The 19,676-nt window shown below is 32.9% G+C and carries 15 protein-coding genes, 1 tRNA gene and 1 pseudogene; 11 read left to right on the top strand and 6 right to left on the bottom strand.

The annotated features are described in order from the left end of the window. The first annotated feature begins 167 nt into the window (after positions 1-167). The 7 genes and pseudogenes from ACOYLT_RS01825 to ACOYLT_RS01795 all read left to right on the top strand — a co-directional run bounded on the left by ACOYLT_RS01825 (position 168) and on the right by ACOYLT_RS01795 (position 6,322). Positions 168-767, top strand: a complete 600-nt coding sequence (locus tag ACOYLT_RS01825) for an SCO family protein (protein ID WP_422852132.1) — start codon at positions 168-170, stop codon at positions 765-767. A gap of 5 nt (positions 768-772) precedes the next feature. Further along, positions 773-1,144: a hypothetical protein gene (locus ACOYLT_RS01820; protein WP_422852131.1), complete on the top strand. Its 372-nt coding sequence runs from the start codon at positions 773-775 to the stop codon at positions 1,142-1,144. A gap of 37 nt (positions 1,145-1,181) precedes the next feature. After that, positions 1,182-2,048 (top strand): helix-turn-helix domain-containing protein, encoded by an 867-nt coding sequence (locus ACOYLT_RS01815; RefSeq protein ID WP_422852130.1) that lies wholly within the window; start codon positions 1,182-1,184, stop codon positions 2,046-2,048. Between the two features lie 22 nt (positions 2,049-2,070). Then, positions 2,071-2,739 (top strand): annotated as a pseudogene (locus ACOYLT_RS01810) (superoxide dismutase); the annotation flags it as partial. A gap of 350 nt (positions 2,740-3,089) precedes the next feature. Further along, the gene (locus ACOYLT_RS01805) at positions 3,090-3,368 is read left to right on the top strand and encodes a YHS domain-containing protein (RefSeq protein ID WP_422852129.1); all 279 of its coding nucleotides are present in this window, start codon (positions 3,090-3,092) and stop codon (positions 3,366-3,368) included. 160 nt (positions 3,369-3,528) lie between these two features. Continuing rightward, positions 3,529-4,974, top strand: coding sequence for a c-type cytochrome (locus ACOYLT_RS01800; protein WP_422852128.1), 1,446 nt, complete (start codon positions 3,529-3,531; stop codon positions 4,972-4,974). Position 4,975: 1 nt separating this feature from the next. After that, positions 4,976-6,322, top strand: coding sequence for a c-type cytochrome (locus ACOYLT_RS01795; protein ID WP_422852127.1), 1,347 nt, complete (start codon positions 4,976-4,978; stop codon positions 6,320-6,322). Between the two features lie 568 nt (positions 6,323-6,890). On the opposite strand, the gene ACOYLT_RS01790 is transcribed toward ACOYLT_RS01795, so the two are convergent. Both ACOYLT_RS01790 and mce read right to left on the bottom strand, forming a co-directional pair. Beyond that, a tRNA-Ile gene (locus ACOYLT_RS01790) sits at positions 6,891-6,964 on the bottom strand. 50 nt (positions 6,965-7,014) lie between these two features. Next, a complete protein-coding gene (mce, locus tag ACOYLT_RS01785; RefSeq protein ID WP_422852126.1) occupies positions 7,015-7,416 on the bottom strand; it encodes a methylmalonyl-CoA epimerase in 402 nt (133 codons plus the stop codon). A gap of 59 nt (positions 7,417-7,475) precedes the next feature. Between mce and rbfA the strand changes: the two genes are divergently transcribed. Next, the gene (gene rbfA, locus ACOYLT_RS01780; protein WP_422852125.1) at positions 7,476-7,868 is read left to right on the top strand and encodes a 30S ribosome-binding factor RbfA; all 393 of its coding nucleotides are present in this window, start codon (positions 7,476-7,478) and stop codon (positions 7,866-7,868) included. Further along, a complete protein-coding gene (locus ACOYLT_RS01775) occupies positions 7,869-9,071 on the top strand; it encodes an ABC transporter permease (RefSeq protein ID WP_422852124.1) in 1,203 nt (400 codons plus the stop codon). Here the strand turns inward: ACOYLT_RS01775 and dusB are convergent. Continuing rightward, a complete protein-coding gene (gene dusB / locus ACOYLT_RS01770) occupies positions 9,068-10,060 on the bottom strand; it encodes a tRNA dihydrouridine synthase DusB (RefSeq protein WP_422852123.1) in 993 nt (330 codons plus the stop codon). The genes ACOYLT_RS01775 and dusB overlap by 4 nt on opposite strands. Before the next feature lie 180 nt (positions 10,061-10,240). Here dusB and lepA point away from each other — a divergent pair, with 180 nt between their 5' ends. Then, positions 10,241-12,037 (top strand): translation elongation factor 4, encoded by a 1,797-nt coding sequence (gene lepA / locus ACOYLT_RS01765; protein WP_422852122.1) that lies wholly within the window; start codon positions 10,241-10,243, stop codon positions 12,035-12,037. Positions 12,038-12,237: 200 nt separating this feature from the next. Here lepA and ACOYLT_RS01760 read toward each other — a convergent pair whose 3' ends face one another. Beyond that, positions 12,238-15,885, bottom strand: a complete 3,648-nt coding sequence (locus ACOYLT_RS01760) for an ABC transporter permease/M1 family aminopeptidase (protein WP_422852121.1) — start codon at positions 15,883-15,885, stop codon at positions 12,238-12,240. 1 nt (position 15,886) lies between these two features. Then, complete coding sequence (locus ACOYLT_RS01755) at positions 15,887-16,762, bottom strand: ABC transporter ATP-binding protein (RefSeq protein ID WP_422852120.1); 876 nt, start codon at positions 16,760-16,762, stop codon at positions 15,887-15,889. Positions 16,763-16,962: 200 nt separating this feature from the next. Here ACOYLT_RS01755 and thiL point away from each other — a divergent pair, with 200 nt between their 5' ends. Next, positions 16,963-18,009, top strand: coding sequence for a thiamine-phosphate kinase (gene thiL, locus ACOYLT_RS01750; RefSeq protein WP_422852119.1), 1,047 nt, complete (start codon positions 16,963-16,965; stop codon positions 18,007-18,009). Positions 18,010-18,055: 46 nt separating this feature from the next. Here the strand turns inward: thiL and ACOYLT_RS01745 are convergent, their stop codons facing one another. Next, complete coding sequence (locus ACOYLT_RS01745) at positions 18,056-19,600, bottom strand: glycine--tRNA ligase (protein WP_422852118.1); 1,545 nt, start codon at positions 19,598-19,600, stop codon at positions 18,056-18,058. Positions 19,601-19,676 lie beyond the last annotated feature (76 nt).

Raw genomic sequence — 19,676 nt, 5'->3', positions numbered from 1 at the left:
CAAAAAAGACCTCACAGGTAAGTGAGGTCTTTCTATTATTTTGGTCCCACCTGGGAAGATTATGGCATTGAACTTTATAAAATTAAAAAAAATCTGCATTAAAATTTGATTTTGGATTTGCCTACTTCAAATTTTCATAAAACTACACAAATGCTTATATTTGCCAAATGAAAAAAAGCATTTGGTTTTTATTTTTATTAATAACTATAGGTTGTTCTCAAAAACCCAAAAGATTACCTTTTTTAGGCAATCCGATTATTAAGGGTAATGATACCTTATACTCTAAAATTAAAGACTTTTCATTCATAGATCAAGACAGCTCTGTTATAACCAATAATACTTTTGAAAATAAAATCTACGTTGCCGATTTTATTTTTCTTTCTTGCCCTACAATTTGTCCAAAAATGAATTTTGAACTTAATAAAGTTTATGAAATTTATAAAAATAATCCGAAAGTCAATTATTTATCACACACTATTGACCCTGAAAGAGACAGTATAAAAAAATTGAAACTGTATAAATCTTCATTAAAATTAAATGAAAACTGGTATTTTGTAACAGGCAACAAAGACAGTATTTTTAGTATTGCAACAAAAAGTTATTTTACAACAGCTTATCCAGATGTAAAAGAACCAGGTGGTTTAGTTCATGGTGGTGGACTTTTATTGGTTGACGAAAACAGATACATTCGAGGAGTTTATGATGGAACAAATCCTGACGAAACAAAACGTTTGATTAATGATATAAAATTATTATTAAAAGAATAGATGAAATGAAAAAAGTAATTGTCATTTTTTTTCTTTTTATTTTTACCGTCCAAACGACAAAAAGTTTATGGATAATAACTTCATTTCAAATAAACAGAGAATATATTGCATCCAATTTATGTATCAATAGATTTGATAAAATACCAACGTGTAAAGGGCAATGTTTCCTTACTAAAGAATTGAATAAAGAACAAAATGAGAATAAGAAAAATATAACTACAATAGAAAAAGACAGTATTTTCATTGCTCCACATTTTGTTGTAATCCAAACACCAAAATATTCTGAAAGCATTTTAAAAAATAAATTTAGTTATCATAAAACAACTAAATACACTTCCTTCCTTTTCAGTTTTGAAAATCCACCCGAGTTAGTTTAATAATTCAAAGTAATTATTAATTTAAAACTAACCAATTATGCAATCAAGTTTAATCTCGATTTGCAATTTGGGGGATTTTAGCAACAGTAATTATGATATTTTTTATGATTCCCTAAAAGGATTTAATACTAAATTTCCATTCGTTGAAGAATCACACAAACAAGATTTTTATTCAATTTTGTTTTTAGATTCTTGCCATGGTGAAATTGAAATTGATAATCATAAAATTTATTTTAATTGCCCTAAAGTTGTTATTATTCAACCTAATTGTATTTTCAAAATAAATTTACATCCCGATACATCAGGCAAAATTATTTCGTTTACCGAGACGTTTTTTTCATTGCGTTACAACAATAACTCTTTAAATGATTTTTCGTTTTTTGAGAATGGTTGTAAACCTTATATGTCTTTAAATTCGTTTCAAAAAGAACATTTACAAACATTTTTTGAATTATTTGAGTATGAATATAGTGCGATACTCAAAGACAAGACAAAAGTACTTCGTTCCTATCTGAACATTTTATTAGTTCAACTGGAACGCATTTACAATCCACAAATAATTACGAAAACACATAATAGCAAAAACGAAAAAGTAAAAGAATTTGAAAAATTAGTAGAACAACATTTTAGAGAAAATAAAATGCCTTCATTCTATGCCGAAAAGTTACACGTAACACCCAATTATCTTAACAAAATTTGCAAAAGCGAAGCAAGTAAAACAGCAGGTGATATTGTTAGAAAAAGAATAACGATAGAAGCACAACGACTTTTACATTACACCAATCTATCAATAAATGAAATAGCGCACGATTTAGGTTTCGAAAATGTATCCTATTTTATAACCTTCTTCAAAAAGCAAACATGTACAACACCAGAACAATTCAGAAAAAATGCAAGTCATTAAACAACAATTAACATTTAAAACAATGAAAAAAAATCAAATTTTATCCGTTCTCTTATTAATCTGTGTTTCAGTATCAGCGCAGTTTACACAAAAGCCATTGCCATATAATTACAATGCTTTAGAACCATTTATTGATGCACAAACAATGGAGATCCATTACAGCAAACATCATGCATCTTATGTGAAAAACTTAAATACTGCTGTCATTGGAACAGATGCTGAAAAAATGACCATTACAGAAGTTTTTGCCAATGTTTCTAAATTAAGTCCTACAATACGAAACAATGCTGGAGGGCATTTTAACCACGAATTCTTTTGGTCAATTCTTACCCCAGAAAAAAACACCAAGCCATCTGCCGATTTAGAAAAGGCAATTAATGAAACTTTTGGAAGTTTAGAAGCCTTAAAAGAAAAAGTGAATGCAGCTGCCACTTCTCGTTTTGGTTCAGGTTGGGTTTGGTTATACGTAGGTCAAGAAGGAAAACTTGCCATTTGCACAACGGCTAATCAAGATAACCCATTAATGGATGTAGCCGAAAATAAAGGAATGCCTATTTTAGGAATTGATGTTTGGGAACACGCCTATTATTTAAAATATCAAAACAAACGAGCAGATTATTTAACTGCAATTTGGAATGTGATTAATTGGAACGAGGTAAGTAACTACTACAAAACAGCTACTCCTAAAAAGAAAGGGAAATTTGATGATTGGCAAGCTTTAAAAGATTTTCATCAAGTAATGTCACAAACCTTTCATCCTAGTGAAGAAGGCAACTTGCAACCAATTAAAGAACGTAGCGGAGAAATGGTTCAAAAAGCCGAGTTATTAGCAAAATCGATTATTCCTGCAGAGTTTAATTCAAAAGAAGTTGTGGCTGCGGTTAAGAAACTAGAAATCGATAGCAAGAAACTAGACAAATTAGTGAAAAACAAAAAATCCGACAAAGAAATTACTGAAGCATTATCAAAATTACATGATGTTTTTCATGAGATCATCGGATTATGTAGTAACGAAGACCATCATTAATAAAAAAGTATAAAATGAAAAAACTTATCTATCTGTTGTTAATTGTAATAGCTTACAGTTGCAACAAAAAAGAAGCCAACGTAGTGAAAGAAACTACTAGCGTTATTGAACCAAAGAATCCACTAAACAAATTAAAATACGATAACAAAATCGATTTTTATTGTAAAATGGATATTACTAAATACGGAGTTAGCGATACCACACATTACAAAGGAAAACTTTATGGTTTCTGTGCTAAAATGTGTAAAGATGAGTTTTTGAAAAATCCTGAAATGTACTTGGCTAAAAAGTAAAACTTTAGAATTGAAAATCTAAATTAACAAGTGTAAATTTCAACAAACAAGGCACTTTTATCAAAGTAAGCAGTAACGTTTTTCGAAACTTCCTGCTTTTTTGTTTTTAGTTTTTAACGCACAACTAAATGAAATTTGTACCATTAAATTTTTTTTTGTTATGGATTTTCCAATGTTTCATTTAGACTGGCTCAATAATAGAATGCTTATCGCAATCATCGCCATTCTACACGTTATTATCAACCACGGTTTAGCTGTGGGTTTTATGCCTTTTGTTACTTGGTTAGAACAACGAGGTGTCTCTCGTAGTGGTCAAGACAAAATCACCGATTTAGAATGGGATAACATGGTATACAAAATAATGAAAGTAGCTTTTATTATCACAACTACTATCGGTGCCATGACTGGAGTTGGAATTTGGTTTTCGGTTGCATTAGTTAGTCCAGCTTCAATTGGAAGTTTAATTCGAGTTTTTTATTGGGCTTGGTTCATAGAATGGCTTGTTTTTGTTACCGAAGTAGTATTAATTATGATTTACTTTCTTACTTGGAAAAATAGTAATTCATCTTTAAAAGCAAAAATCAGGCATATTAATTTTGGTTGGTATTTGAGTATTTTCTCTTGGATAACCATGGCAATTATCGTTTCCATTCTCGGATTTATGATGGATCCTGGCAATTGGGAAACCAACAAAAGTTTACTAAACGGATTTACAAATCCAATTTATTTGCCACAATTACTTTTTAGAACACCAACTGCAATGCTTGTGGCAGGAATATTTGGTATGCTATTAATTACACTATTCACAAAAGCAGGAAGTAATTTGCGCTTGAATGCTGTAAAATATGCTTCAAAATGGTTATTACTTTGGGCACCAATATCATTAATTGGAGCTTATATCTACTATAATGCTATCCCCGAAGCTATGACTGCTAACATGAGTACTGCAGTGGGAACAATTGCATTTTCTCAATACTACGATTTACTAAAATATTTTGTGGCAGGCGGAGTTGGTTTTACTTTATTTGTTGGAATTATTGGAGTGTATAAAACGAAAGTATTAAAACCTTACATGGTTATTATTCCTGTAATTACAGCCATCGCCTACTTAGGTTTCTTTGAAAGAGTAAGAGAATTTATCAGAAAACCTTATGTAATCGGACAATATATGTATTCTAATTTATTATTAGAAGATGATTATGTAGTTTATAAACAAGATGGTATTTTAAAGCACGCTACGTACACTTCAGTAAACGAAGTAACAGAAGATAACAAAATTGAAGCTGGTAAAAATGTATTTACTATAGCTTGTAGTCGATGTCATACAGCACAAGGTGTAAATAGCATTCTTGATGTTTTTGATAGAATGTACGGCAGCACTGGTAAACCATTAGATGTGGCTTCAATGGCAGCTTACATGCCTAATATGCACACTGCAAGGAATTTCATGCCCGAATTTCCAGGTAATGAAAAAGAAGCAGAAGCATTAGCCACCTACATAAAATATTTACAACAAACAGGCGATGTTTTAGAAGGAGCACAAGAAGAAGGTATTTCTGTAAATCCAAATAATTCGGCATCAGCCCTAATCAATAAATCCAAATAGAATGTTTCATAGTTTATTTATAGCATTACAAAGCGTTACACCAGTACCTAAAGATTTACCGTTACCATTACCATTGCCAGAATGGTTGTTAGTTGTCATACTTGTAATTTCTTTTTTGGTACATATTTTATTTGTAAACTTAATGGTTGGTGGTTCATTGCTAACGCTTTGGTCACAAATAAAAGGATTAAAAAACAAAGAATACGATATTTTAGCGCATGAAATAGCCACTACAATTACAGTGAATAAAAGTATTGCTGTAGTAATGGGTATAGCCCCTTTGTTAAGTATTAATGTACTTTATACGGTTTATTTTTATTCGGCAAATGCATTGACAGGTTTAATGTGGATAGCGGTTATTCCTTTGGTAACCGTTGCATTTTTACTAACTTATTTACACAAATACACTTGGAAATTATTAGAAAATAATAAACCAGTACATATCTCAATTTTAGCTGTTGCAGTAATCATTTTTTTGTTTATTCCGTTCATATTTCTAACCAACATTAATTTGATGCTGTTTCCAGAAAAATGGGCATTAGTCAAAGGTTTTTTTAGTGCAATGACATTACCGAATGTTTTTCCAAGATACTTTCATTTCATTTTTGCCTCTTTATCAATTACAGGTTTATTTTTGCATTGGTATATGGGAAGAAAGAACTATCCGTTTGATACTATTTTTCCAACTTTTTCTCGCTACGAATTAAAGAAAAAAGGTTATTCATTAACATTAGTAGCTTCGGTTATTCAATTTTTAATTGGTCCATTAGTATTATTAACATTACCTTCTAAAGGATTAGGTTGGAATTTAGTTTTGGTAATTTTTACAGGTGCAGCAATTGCCATTCCTGCAATGTGGATGATGTGGAAAGGAATTCAGGGAGACGAAAGAACCATTGATAAAGATTTTAAAAAAGTATTGATTTTAATGACAATTACTGTTGTCTTTATGGGTTCTGGTCGTCAAATATACAGATCGAACGCTTTAGAAAAACACCGTGAATTAGTTCGTTTAAAAACAGATGAATTCCAACAAATTAAAAAAGACGCCATTGCAAAAAGTAAAGAAGCGAAAGCACAAGAAAGTACAGCAAATTTAACGGATGCACAAAAAGGAGAAAACGTATTCAAACAAAACTGTACGGCTTGTCACAAACCCGATGTAAAATTAGTAGGTCCGCCAGTTATTGAAATGGCTTCCATATACAAAGGAAATAAAGCAGGGTTACAAAGTTGGATCAAAAAACCAGGCAAAAAAAGAGCAGACGCACCACAAATGCCAGGTTTTCCACAATTAAAACAAGAAGAATTAGACCAAGTTTCAGAATATATTTTAACTATTAAATAAATTAGCATGTCAAAATTATTTTATGTCTTTCCAATAGCAGTAGCGATAGTATTCACATCAATAATAATATTCAATCAATATTAATTAATTAAAACTTATAGAAATGACACAAGTATTGGCACTCATGATTATCGTTTTTGTATTTCTTTCAATATATTTTATGATTAAAATAAAGAATGTTGCTGTAAGACTCACAAAAACAAAAGAATTAAACAACGAAGAAAATAAGTTTGAAAAGAAATACCAATTTATAAAAGGGTTGTTTTAGTTAAAAAGTAGCGTTCTCATTCCCTTTTGGTATTACTGATTTGTGAAATCAGGATTATGTCCCCAGAGTGATCGCTGGGGACTTTTTTATGTTCTTAATTTTGAAAAATAGAATAACTTGGATTAGATGAAGAAAGCAGATTTTTATTAGAAAACACTTCACATTATAGAAAACAACTAACTAAATTATAACATTATGAAAGTAGAAAATAATAGTTGAGCATTCGGTTTTGCTCAACTTTTTGCTCAACTTTTTAATAAGAAACCCTTGTAAATACTGATACTTACAAGGGTTTTGTTGTGGTCCCACCTGGGCTCGAACCAGGGACCACCTGATTATGAGTCAGGTGCTCTAACCAACTGAGCTATAGGACCTCTATTGGAGGTGCAATATTACCATTATTTTTTAATCGATGCAACTATTTTTATTGGATTTCTTGACAAAGCTCAATCAAAACACCGTTTGTTCCTTTAGGATGTAAAAAAGCTACTAACTTGTTATCGGCTCCTTTTTTTGGGATTTCATTTAAAACAATAAATCCTTCTTTTTGCAAACGAGCTATTTCAGCAATTATATCTTCTACCTCAAACGCAATATGATGAATGCCTTCTCCCTTTTTTTCAATAAATTTGGCAATAGGACTTTCCGCGTTGGTGGCTTCCAATAGTTCAATTTTGTTGGGGCCATTCCAAAAAAAAGAAGTTTTTACTCCCTCGCTCGTAACTTCTTCTTGTTTATAGGGTGGATTTCCGAATAGTTTTTCAAAAAGTAAATTGGAGGTTTCTAAATTGTTGACTGCAATACCAATATGTTCTATTTTGCGCATTTTTGATTTTGTTTTTGCATAACAAAGGTAACAAAAATTTAAAATTGTATTTTTGCCGCATGGAAACAAACAGACAGAAAAAAATTGGCAACGTATTACAAAAAGATTTGGTAGATATCCTTCAGGGAGAAATACGTAAAAACGGAATTACCAATTTAGTGATTTCTGTTTCTAAAGTAACCGTTACTACTGACTTATCCATTGCGAAAGTCTATTTAAGTGTGTTTCCTCAAGACAAGGCAAAAGATTTGCTAGAAGCAATCAAGACTAACGCGCCATTAATCAAACACGATTTGTCACAACGTGTAAAATTGCAACTCCGAAAAGTGCCCAATCTTGCTTTTTATATTGATGATTCTTTAGATTATATTGAAAAAATAGACAATGCTCTGGCAGGGAAAGAAAATCCAATTGAGAACCGTGAACTTTTAGAAAAACGCAAGAAATTCTAAGTGAACTTCCCACTTTACATAGCCAAAAGATATCTTTTTAGTAAAAGCAATAACAATGCTATTAATATAATTACGGGTATTGCTTCGCTAGGAATTATTGTGGGCGCCATGGCGTTATTCGTAGTGCTTTCTGTTTTCAGTGGGTTAAGGGATTTTAGCTTGTCGTTTTCCAATGATTTTGATCCTGATTTAAAAGTCAATACTATTCTTGGAAAAACGTTCTTCATTTCTCCAAATCAAGAAAATCAACTCAAGCAAATTGACGGTATAGCCTCCTATAGTAAAGTGGTCGAAGAGCGAGTGCTTTTCTTTTTTAATGGGAAAGAAGTAGTTACTTATTTGAAAGGGGTTGATGCTAATTTTACTAAAACAAACATACTTTCTCAAAAAAACATTTTCAATGGGCAATGGTTAAAACCCAATACCTTTCAAGTGGTGGTTGGCTACGGAATTTCACAAAAACTATCTCTTGGTCTTTTTGATTTTAATAATCCATTTGAAGTATATGTGCCACGAAAAGGCAAAGGCGTAATTGAAAGTGAGGAAGAAGCCTTTTATAAATCAAATTTGATTCCCGTAGGGATTTATGCTATTAGCGAAGATTTAGACAGTAAGTTTGTTTTTTGTGATTTGCCTTTAGCACAAGATTTATTAGAACTAAAACCCAATGAGGTTTCGGGAATAGAAATTAAGACTAAAAATAATGCTGACGAATCCGCAATTATAGAAAAACTAAATCTTATTTTTCAAAATAAAGTAGCCATTAAAAACAGAGCGCAACAAAATGCAACGCTCTATAAAATGCTAAACACCGAAAACATTGCGGTATATCTTATTTTTACTTTAGTCATTATTATTGCTTTGTTTAATCTTATTGGAGCATTAATCATGATGATATTAGATAAAAAAAGCAATTTAAAAACACTATTCAATTTAGGGTCAGAAATCAAAGATTTGAAAAAAATATTTCTACTTCAAGGTTCCTTGTTGAGTGTCTTGGGAGGAATTATAGGATTAGTCCTTGGAATAGGAATAGTATTACTACAGCAACAATTTAAATTAGTGATGATTACGGAATCGTTAGCTTATCCAGTGGTTTTTTCTTTTCAAAATGTGGTATTAGTTTTTGCAACGATTGTTGCTCTAGGGGTTGTTTCTAGTTGGATAGCAAGTAGTAGAGTTACTAAAAAATTAGTAGATTAAGCAAACTGATACTCCGAATATATTTCCTGAATTTCATCTATAGCTTTATACAAAGCTTCCGCAGTTTCTAAGGTAACTAATTTCAAACGGTGTTCTTTGAAGTTGGAAACACCTTTGAAATAATTCGTATAATGACGACGCATTTCAACAATTCCAACACGTTCACCTTTCCAATCCATAGACCAAGTTAAATGATTTCTTGCGGCTTCTACACGGTCTTGCATTGTGGGTTGTGCTAAATGTTCTCCAGTTTTAAAATAATGTTTGATTTCATTAAAAATCCATGGATAACCAATAGCAGCTCTACCAATCATCATTCCATCTAACCCAAATTTATTTTTATATTCCAATGCTTTTTCAGGAGAATCGATATCTCCATTACCAAAAATAGGCATCGTAATTCTCGAATTATTTTTTACTCGGGCAATGTGTGACCAATCGGAGTGACCTTTATACATTTGAGCTCGAGTTCTTGCGTGAACCGTTAATGCTTGCACACCAATATCCTGCAATCTTTCGGCCACTTCATCAATATTGATAGAGTTTTCATCCCAGCCTAAACGTGTTTTTACTGTTACAGGAAGATTGGTTCCTTTGATAACAGCTTTTGTTAAACGCACCATCAAATCTACATCTTTCAAAACTCCGGCGCCTGCCCCTTTGCAAACCACTTTTTTTACTGGGCAACCAAAATTGATATCGATTAAATCGGGCTGAACAGCATCAACAATTCTGGCCGACATAGCCATTGCTTCCTCATCACCACCAAAAATTTGAATACCCACAGGGCGTTCATAATCAAAAATGTCCAATTTCATTCGGCTTTTAATGGCATCACGAATTAGTCCTTCGGAAGAAATAAATTCAGAATACATCAAATCGGCACCATGCAGTTTGCAAAGTCTGCGAAATGGGGGATCGCTAACGTCTTCCATAGGCGCAAGAAGTAAAGGGAAATCAGGTAGTTCGATATTGCCTATTTTGGGCATTGGTATAATTTTTTTGTAAAAATACTAAAGATTGTTGAATGATGATTGTTGATTTTAGATTTAAGAATTCAATTCATCAATCAACATTCGTTACTCTTCAATCTTCAATCAAAAACTTTGCGTTATATTTGCCTATTAAATACGGAAGTATTTACCCAAAAAATAGACAGATTTACGAAGATGAAGCATATTAGAAATTTTTGCATTATTGCACATATTGACCACGGAAAAAGCACACTTGCTGACCGACTTCTTGGGGCAACCCAAACTGTTACAGCTCGCGAGGAAAAAGCGCAATTGCTAGACAACATGGACTTGGAACGGGAACGCGGAATTACCATTAAGAGTCATGCCATTCAAATGGAATATAAATACAAAGGCGAAGAGTATATCTTGAACCTTATTGACACTCCTGGACACGTTGATTTTTCTTATGAAGTTTCACGTTCAATAGCAGCTTGCGAAGGAGCACTTTTAATTGTGGATGCCGCGCAAAGTATTCAGGCACAAACTATTTCTAATTTGTATTTGGCTTTAGAAAACGACTTAGAGATTATTCCCGTTTTGAATAAAGTAGATTTACCAAGTGCCAATCCCGAGGAAGTTAGCGATGATATTATTGATTTATTAGGATGTAAATTAGAGGATATTATTCACGCTTCGGGAAAAACTGGCTTTGGGGTAGAAAATATTTTAGCCGCTATTATTGAAAAGATACCTGCTCCAAAAGGAAATAAAGACGAACCACTACAAGCATTGATTTTTGATTCACATTACAATCCGTTTCGTGGCATTGAAGTTATTTTCCGAGTGAAAAATGGGGAAATTCGTAAAGGGCAAAAGATTAAATTCATGGCTACGGGCAATGAATATTTTGCCGATGAAGTGGGAACTTTAAAATTAAATCAGGTTCCGAAAAATGTTATTTCTACAGGAGATGTCGGGTATTTGATTTCAGGAATCAAGGAAGCGAAAGAAGTAAAAGTTGGTGATACTTTAACAGACGCAAAAACGCCAACCACAAATATGATTACGGGTTTTGAGGATGTAAAGCCAATGGTTTTCGCTGGTATTTATCCTGTAGATACCGATGATTATGAAGATTTGCGTGCCTCGATGGAGAAGCTGCAGTTGAATGACGCATCGTTGGTATTCACGCCAGAAAGTTCGGCTGCTTTGGGATTTGGTTTTAGATGTGGATTCTTAGGCATGTTGCACTTGGAAATTATTCAAGAACGATTGGAACGCGAATACGACATGACGGTAATTACTACGGTTCCTAACGTTTCCTATTTGGCTTACACCAAAAAAGAACCGGATACTTCATTTGTAATTAACAACCCCTCTGATTTGCCAGATCCATCCAAGTTAGACCGTGTGGAAGAACCTTTTATTAAAGCAACTATTATTACCAAAGCCGATTATGTTGGCAATGTAATGAGCTTGTGTATTGAAAAGCGCGGTGTTATTACCAATCAAACGTATTTGACAACCGAAAGAGTAGAATTGAATTTTGATATGCCTCTGGCAGAAATTGTATTCGATTTTTATGATAGATTGAAAACTGTTTCCAAAGGATATGCTTCATTTGATTATTCGCCAATTGGAATGAGAACTTCCAAATTGGTAAAATTAGATGTTTTGTTAAACGCACAATCGGTAGATGCACTATCGGCATTGATACACGAAAGTAATGCCTATAACATTGGTAAAAAAATGTGTGAAAAATTACGTGAGTTAATTCCAAGACAACAGTTTGATATTCCTATCCAAGCGGCTATTGGAGCTAAAATTATCGCGCGTGAAACGATAAAAGCATTACGTAAAGACGTAACCGCCAAATGTTATGGTGGCGATATTTCGCGTAAAAGGAAACTACTCGAAAAACAGAAAAAAGGAAAGAAGAGAATGCGACTTGTTGGAAATGTAGAGATTCCGCAAGAAGCATTTATGGCAGTGTTGAAGTTGAATGATTAAGAAGAGAATAGAAAACGATACTTGAACAAAGACGAAACCTAATAGCGAAAGTTATTGGGTTTTTTTTAACGGAATTTTGTCCTGCTAATAAAGGAAACATCTCATGATTTTAATCATGTGATTTGATTTTTTTATTCATTATAATTATAAGCAGTATTTTAAGAAGATGAAAAAGGTGAAACGAAGTTTCACCTTTAGCTTTATATCTTTATTCTATTGTCGTCACTTTGAGTATCAATTAATTTGTTATACGGATCAACACCAACTTCAAGTGGTTTTTCTTTTACAATGAGTTTTATTTGATTTTCGATACCCGTTACCTTTACTTTCTTTAAAAACAGTTCTTTGTCACGCTTTTTATTTTTTACCGTTTTTTCTGCAAAAACGCCAACTTCGATATAATCATTCAACGGATAGGATTCGGTTGCGTATTTTTTTCCTTTTTTGGTTACTTTAAGCATTTTTCCTTGTTCGTTTTTAAACGTTCTTTTTCCTTCTTCATTGGCTTTATATTTGGTAACATCAAAATTGATGGTTACTTCATAATTGCCGTTTTTAAGTTTTTTGTAAGATGCCTCTGTTACTTTATTGTCATACAAAGTAATGGTTTCAAACATGTCATTAATTATATACTTTAAACTATCGGGTGTGGCTTGGTTTAAATACGATACAAACTCAATTGAATTGGTATATGGCGCTTCTTGATAGGCCGCTTTTTGAATGTATGCTTTTATGGCATTATTCATTTTTTGTTCTCCGATATAATCACTCAATGCATAAAGAACTAACGAACCTTTGTTGTAATGAATGTATTGCTGGTTTTCATTATACATTAAGGGTTGTTCTCTGTCGCTTTCAAAAGTTCGTCCTTGTAAATATTTATCTAAAGCATCTTTTAAGAAACGTCGCATTTGAGATTTCCCGTAAGTGTGTTCTAAAACTTTTAGTGAACTGTATTCGGATAAACTTTCAGAAAGCAAGGTGGCACCTTGAACATTGGCACCAATTACCTGATGAGCAAACCATTGATGTGCTACTTCGTGCGAAGTAACCGAGAAAGGATAATCTACTGCATCTTCATTTTCATCATCAACGGCAGCTATAAAACCTATCGCTTCCGAGAAAGGTATGGTGTTAGCAAAAGACTGTGCAAACATTCCCATTGTATTTGGAAATTCGATAACTCGAACTTGCTTATGCTGATAAGGACTGAAATTTTTTGTGTAATAATCCAAGGATTTTTTAATAGCCGAAATCATTCGGGCTACATTATAGTCATGTCCTTTATGGTAATAAATTTCAATATTGATGCCTTTCCATTTGTCGCGTTTTATTTCGTAACGTGCCGAATTATAGGCATAGAAATTGAGCATCGGACGATCCATTTTGTAATGAAAATAATTTCTTCCCTCTTTTTTCCATTGTTTTTGAAGATATCCGGGTGCAATGGCTATTTGGTCACCTGCCGTACTGACTGTGGTTTCAAACTTTATCCAATCAGCATCATTACTTATGTAGGTATTTTTTCTTGCAATTGAATCGGTTGGAAACGGCATTCTATCTTTAGGTTTTAATCCGTACTTTTTACGCAAATCGTCATCGGTTAATTCTATATCTGCATTATAACCAATACTTGGGAAATTTTGATTATTTATGAATGTTCCGTTTTTGAGAACCGGAGAATTATCCTCGAAAATTGTATTGGGATTATTTTTTATTTGAAAATTTAATGTAATCGTTTCACCGGGTTGCAAAGGTTTTTCCAATCGATAGATATTAAAATTATAGACGGTATCCTTAGAAACCAATTTTACTTTTGCATTGAAATCGAGTTTTGTTTCCTTCCTATAATCAACAAAAATGGTATCAATAACTACCGATGATTTATTTTTAAGAATATAGGTTCCTTTTGCTACATAATTACGTTCTTCTGGATACAAGTCCATAGCTACATTGATATCGATAATTCTTGGTTGAGGTTTGTTTTGGTATTTTTTATATTTTTTCTCCCAGTTCACCATTTCCAATTCTACTTCTTGGCCAGTTTTATTTTCGTTTTTGATGTTATCATAATAATAAATAGTACTTCCGATGGCAATAAATCCAACAAAAGCTAAAAGCATTGGGATAGCCAAAGGTTTTGTCAATCGTTTTTTTGCATCCGAAATTCGGCCGCGAACCGATTGCCCTATTCCACGAACATAAAACAACAAACTGATAATAAACAATACAATTCCAAGTAATAACCAATAGGTTTTATATACAAAATACACATTCAATTGATGGCCGTAACCATTCATATCAGAATAAGAATAACCGGTATCGCTATTAAAAACAAAAATTTGTTGTTCGATACCAAATATGGGAAGGAAACTCAAACCGATAGACAAAATCAAAAGAATGAAAAAGCCCAAAAGATAGTTTTTTAATAATGATTGTATAAAAATGGCTAACAACGCCCAAACGATACAATTGAATAAAATCAACACATACAATTCAAATAAATAATGGCCAACTTCAAAATCAAAAAACCCATTTGACGCCTGATAAATTACCCCGGAAACCAATACAATGGATAACAATATCATTTGCATTTTTACAATGGCAATAAATTTCGATAAAAGCATTGCCCAGTTTTTTGTTGGCGTTGCATCTATTAAAAAATTCATCCGAGTATTTCTACCTCGATGAATGATAATTCCCGTAAAAAGAAAGGTCATTATATTAATAAACGTGCTAAAAATTCCTCCAGCAAATTGAAGCATTTGCCAAGTAACAGGATAGGTTTCTGTACCAAAAATTGTCCCTGAAAAATTTAACGTTATAAATGCAAATAGCAGCCCCACGATAATAACTGCTATAAACACCCAGTTTTTGACCATAAACTTTAAATCTACATGGGATAAATTCCAAGCTGTTTTTAGTTGTTGTAGAAATGAAAAATCAAAGGAAACTTTAGGTAAATTAATTTTTGTAATGCTTCCAAAATTATTTTTAACAATACGTTCTTCGTTTTTGCTTTTGCTCAAAGAAGGCGCCGTTTGTGAAAAAGAAAAGGAACGATAAATTAAGATAAAAATCAGAACCGATATTCCAAACCAAATCAATCGATTGTAAATTAAAGCACCTTCAAAAGGTAAATCATTGGCGTTTTTTTCAAAAACCGTCCAATACTTGGTATAATAATTCAATGCGTCTGAACCAAATGGATCAAACAAAGAAATCAAATATTTATTTTCAGCTTCTTCGGTAAAATTGCCTAAAATACCTTGTATAAAAAACAAACCAATTACAGAAATAAATCCAACCACAACATTTCGTGTAATAGTAACTACCGAAAAAATAATAACGCCATAAAACAAAATATTAGGTATAATAAAAATTAGATAACTCTGCCAATACGCTGAAAACTTATGTGGCCCGAGTAAATCTGGATTTACACTGGGTAAAAAACAAGCGACAAATGATCCCAAACCGGCACAAAACGTAATTAAAATTACTATTGTTATTGAACTCAAAAATTTACCAAACATATAATCGCTTTTGGTAAACGGATAAGAGAACAATATGGTATGCATATTGTATTTAAAATCTCTATAAACGGATGCGCCTACGATGGTTGGTAACAAGAAATAAATAAATAGCGACAATGCGTTCAACATGTTGTTAATGGCAATAGGAGAATTTGAATAAGTATTAGATACAGTAGTCGTTTTAAAACTATCAAAAACACCCAATGAGCTTGCCATTAAAAACAAGGATAAGGCAAAGAATATTGCGCAGAAAATATAAAAAGTGGGATTTTTAAGCCATCTTTTTAGCTCGAAAGTAAATAATGTTCCAAACATCTTATTGATCCGATTTTAGTGCAACAAAATAAACATCTTCCAACTGGGGTTGGCCCATTACAAAGCTCTCGCTTGGCTTTTCATCGCTATATACTTTAATATTCAACGTATTATCATCATTATAATTTGAAGAAATTACATTAAATTGACTTTCATTTTGTTCTAATTCTTCTCTGGTAATAACTTTTGTCCATATTTTACCCTTTAAGCTATCAGATGCACCTTTTGGCGTATTTTGAGTTAAAATTTTCCCGCCGTTTAGTATTGCCATTTCGTTACACAATTCTTTTACGTCATCAACAATATGTGTAGAAAAGATAACGGTATTATTAGTTCCTATTTCTCTCAAAACATTTAAAAAACGATGTCTTTCTGCTGGATCCAAACCTGCAGTTGGTTCGTCTACAATTATCAACTTTGGGTTATTTAATAATAATTGAGCAATTCCAAAACGTTGTTTCATTCCGCCAGAATAGCCACTTACATATTTTTTTCTAACGTCATATAAATTGGTAACTTCCAAAACTTCTTTAACAATGGCGTCGCGTTCTTTCTGTAGCGATATGCCTTTTAAACGTGCAAAATAATCCAGTAAACTTTCTGCAGACATGCTCGGATAGACACCAAATTCTTGTGGTAAATAACCCAGTACTTTTCTCAAATCCATTTGATTATTGAGAATATCAATACCATCAAAAACTATAGAGCCAGAGTCAGGTTTTTGTAATGTAGCAATGGTTCGCATTAAGGAAGATTTTCCAGCACCATTTGGCCCAAGCAATCCAAACATTCCTGTTCCAATTTCTAGATTAAGATTATCTAGTGCTTTGACACCATTTGAATATGTTTTTGTTAAGTTGTTTATCTGCAATTTCATACTTATGTTATTTAATAATTTTTGACTCCTATTTGTATATAGAAAATAGGTTTGTTACATAATAAAGTTAATTTTTTAAAAATACTAAAACTGAAACTAATAAAACAAAAAATCTTGCATTAAAAACTTTGTACCTTTGGAATCTTAAAAATTTATAAATAAAATAGAGACTTTAGCGCTTACGCTTTTCCAAAAAAATCATGATAGAAGATAAAAATCCGCAACGCACATCACTTTCTCAATTAGGAGAATTTGGATTAATTGAGCATTTAACCAAAAATTTTGAGGTCAAACAACCTTCTACATTAAAAAGTATTGGTGATGATGCCGCTGTTTTAGATTTTAAGGACAAAAAAATACTTGTATCCACAGATTTGTTGATTGAAGGTGTTCATTTTGATTTGTCCTATATGCCGTTACGTCATTTGGGTTATAAGGCGGTTGTGGTCAATGTTTCTGATATTTGTGCCATGAATGCCAAAGCTACACAAATAACTGTATCAGTTGCCGTTTCTAATCGTTTTCCATTGGAAGCGTTAGAAGAACTTTTTGACGGAATTACATTGGCCGCTAAATTTTATAATGTTGATGTAATTGGAGGCGATACCACTTCGTCACAAAAAGGGTTAATTATTTCTATAACAGCTATTGGCGAAGCTAATGAAGACGAAATCATTTATAGAAATGGCGCAAAAGAGGGAGATTTATTGGTAGTTACCGGCGATTTAGGTTCTGCCTACATGGGATTGCAGGTTTTAGAACGCGAGAAACAAGTGTTTCAAGTAAATCCTAATAACCAACCCGATTTAGACGCCTACACTTACTTAATTGAGCGTCAATTAAAACCAGAAGCGCGTCATGATATTAAAATTTTATTAGAAAAACTAGACTTAAAACCAACTTCCATGATTGATATATCTGATGGATTATCCTCAGAAATTATTCATATTTGTAAGCAGTCAAAAGTGGGTTGTAATTTGTATGAAGAAAAAATACCCGTTGATCCTCAGTTTATCAATGTTTGCGAGGAATTTAATATTGATTCAACTACAGTGGCGATCAATGGCGGTGAAGATTATGAGCTGCTTTTCACTATTGCTTTAGAAGATTTTGACAAGATAAAAGCCAATCCAAACTTTACTGTTATTGGTCATTTAACACAAGAAAGTGAGGGTATTCATCTTATCACAAGGGCGAATACAAAAATCCCTTTAAAAGCCAGGGGCTGGGATGCCTTAAGCGAATAAAAAAATCCACTACGTTTAGTGGATTTTATGTGAATAGTTAATTTAATTAAACTATTTTTTGCAACCAGTTTCGCATGGAAACTTCATTTCCTATAATGGTTTTCAAATCCGCAATTTTTACTCGGTCTTGTTGCATTGTATCACGATGACGAATGGTTACAGTTTCGTCTTCCAAAGTTTGGTGGTCAACCGTAATACAATAAGGTGTTCCCAATGCATCTTGTCTGCGGTAACGTCTTCCCACGGCATCTTTTTCGTCATAGGCAACGTTGAAATCCCATTTTAGATCTTCAATGATTTTTTGAGCTACTTCTGGCAATCCATCTTTTTTTACTAATGGAAGTACAGCCGCTTTAGTAGGCGCTAATACACTTGGTAAACGCAAAACCGTTCTAGTAGAACCATCTTCCAACGTTTCTTCTTGTAAAGAGGTTGCAAAAACGGCCAAGAACATTCTATCCAGTCCAACTGACGTTTCTACTACATAAGGTACGTAGTTAGTATTGGTTTCGGTATCAAAATATTGTAATTTTTTACCAGAATATTGTTCGTGTGCTTTCAAATCGAAGTCGGTTCTAGAGTGAATGCCTTCTAATTCTTTAAAACCAAATGGGAAATTAAACTCAATATCAGCTGCTGCATTGGCATAATGGGCTAATTTTTCGTGGTCGTGAAAACGGTAATTTCCTTTTCCTAAACCTAATGATAAATGCCAATTTAAACGAGTTGTTTTCCAGTATTCATACCATTTCATTTCTTCGCCTGGTTTTACAAAGAATTGCATTTCCATTTGTTCAAATTCGCGCATACGGAAAATGAATTGCCGCGCTACGATTTCGTTACGGAACGCTTTTCCTGTTTGTGCAATTCCAAACGGAATTTTCATTCTACCAGTTTTTTGTACGTTAAGGAAGTTAACGAATATTCCTTGCGCCGTTTCAGGGCGAAGGTATAAATCCATGGCATTTTCAGCAGAAGCACCTAGTTTTGTCCCGAACATCAAATTAAATTGACGCACTTCAGTCCAGTTTCTTGAACCTGTTTCTGGGTCAGCAATTTCTAATTCTTCGATTAGGGCTTTTACATCTTCTAAATCGCCGTTACCCAGTGATTTTCCCATTCGTTCTAGAATTTCTCGCTCTTTAGCAAGATACTCCATTACCCGTGGATTGGTAGTTTTATATTGTTCCTCGTCAAAAGAGTCGCCAAAACGTTCTCTTGCTTTTTCGATTTCTTTTTTGGCTTTGAGGTTTAATTTTTCGGCATAATCCTCAATTAAAACATCGGCGCGGTATCTTTTTTTAGAGTCTTTGTTGTCAATCAATGGGTCGTTGAAAGCATCAACGTGACCTGAAGCTTTCCATGTGGTGGGGTGCATTAAGATTGCGGCATCAAGACCAACAATATTCTCATGCATTTGCACCATGGCTTTCCACCAATATTCTCTGATGTTCTTTTTTAATTCTACTCCGTTTTGAGCATAGTCATAAACTGCGCTTAACCCATCGTAAATTTCGCTTGACGGGAAAATGAATCCGTATTCTTTTGCATGCGAAACTACGTTCTTAAATAAATCTTCTTGTTTTGCCATAGTGTTGCAAAAATATAAAAAGGGAATGTAAAAAATGAAATTAAAAACAGTTAGAATGTAATTTTTTTATAATTTT

The sequence above is a fragment of the Flavobacterium sp. genome (assembly GCF_049318185.1).
In the GTDB taxonomy this organism is placed as follows: domain Bacteria; phylum Bacteroidota; class Bacteroidia; order Flavobacteriales; family Flavobacteriaceae; genus Flavobacterium.
Note: the sequence above shows the minus strand (reverse complement) of the source record. Positions and strands in the feature narration are given on the sequence as shown.

Coding starts and splice junctions, on each gene's coding strand:
- ACOYLT_RS01825 (WP_422852132.1), top strand. CDS start 168: ATGAAAAAAAGCATTTGGTTTTTATTTTTATTAATAACTATAGGTTGT.
- ACOYLT_RS01820 (WP_422852131.1), top strand. CDS start 773: ATGAAAAAAGTAATTGTCATTTTTTTTCTTTTTATTTTTACCGTCCAA.
- ACOYLT_RS01815 (WP_422852130.1), top strand. CDS start 1,182: ATGCAATCAAGTTTAATCTCGATTTGCAATTTGGGGGATTTTAGCAAC.
- ACOYLT_RS01805 (WP_422852129.1), top strand. CDS start 3,090: ATGAAAAAACTTATCTATCTGTTGTTAATTGTAATAGCTTACAGTTGC.
- ACOYLT_RS01800 (WP_422852128.1), top strand. CDS start 3,529: ATGGATTTTCCAATGTTTCATTTAGACTGGCTCAATAATAGAATGCTT.
- ACOYLT_RS01795 (WP_422852127.1), top strand. CDS start 4,976: ATGTTTCATAGTTTATTTATAGCATTACAAAGCGTTACACCAGTACCT.
- mce (WP_422852126.1), bottom strand. CDS start 7,416: ATGCGCAAAATAGAACATATTGGTATTGCAGTCAACAATTTAGAAACC.
- rbfA (WP_422852125.1), top strand. CDS start 7,476: ATGGAAACAAACAGACAGAAAAAAATTGGCAACGTATTACAAAAAGAT.
- dusB (WP_422852123.1), bottom strand. CDS start 10,060: ATGCCCAAAATAGGCAATATCGAACTACCTGATTTCCCTTTACTTCTT.
- lepA (WP_422852122.1), top strand. CDS start 10,241: ATGAAGCATATTAGAAATTTTTGCATTATTGCACATATTGACCACGGA.
- ACOYLT_RS01760 (WP_422852121.1), bottom strand. CDS start 15,885: ATGTTTGGAACATTATTTACTTTCGAGCTAAAAAGATGGCTTAAAAAT.
- ACOYLT_RS01755 (WP_422852120.1), bottom strand. CDS start 16,762: ATGAAATTGCAGATAAACAACTTAACAAAAACATATTCAAATGGTGTC.
- thiL (WP_422852119.1), top strand. CDS start 16,963: ATGATAGAAGATAAAAATCCGCAACGCACATCACTTTCTCAATTAGGA.
- ACOYLT_RS01745 (WP_422852118.1), bottom strand. CDS start 19,600: ATGGCAAAACAAGAAGATTTATTTAAGAACGTAGTTTCGCATGCAAAA.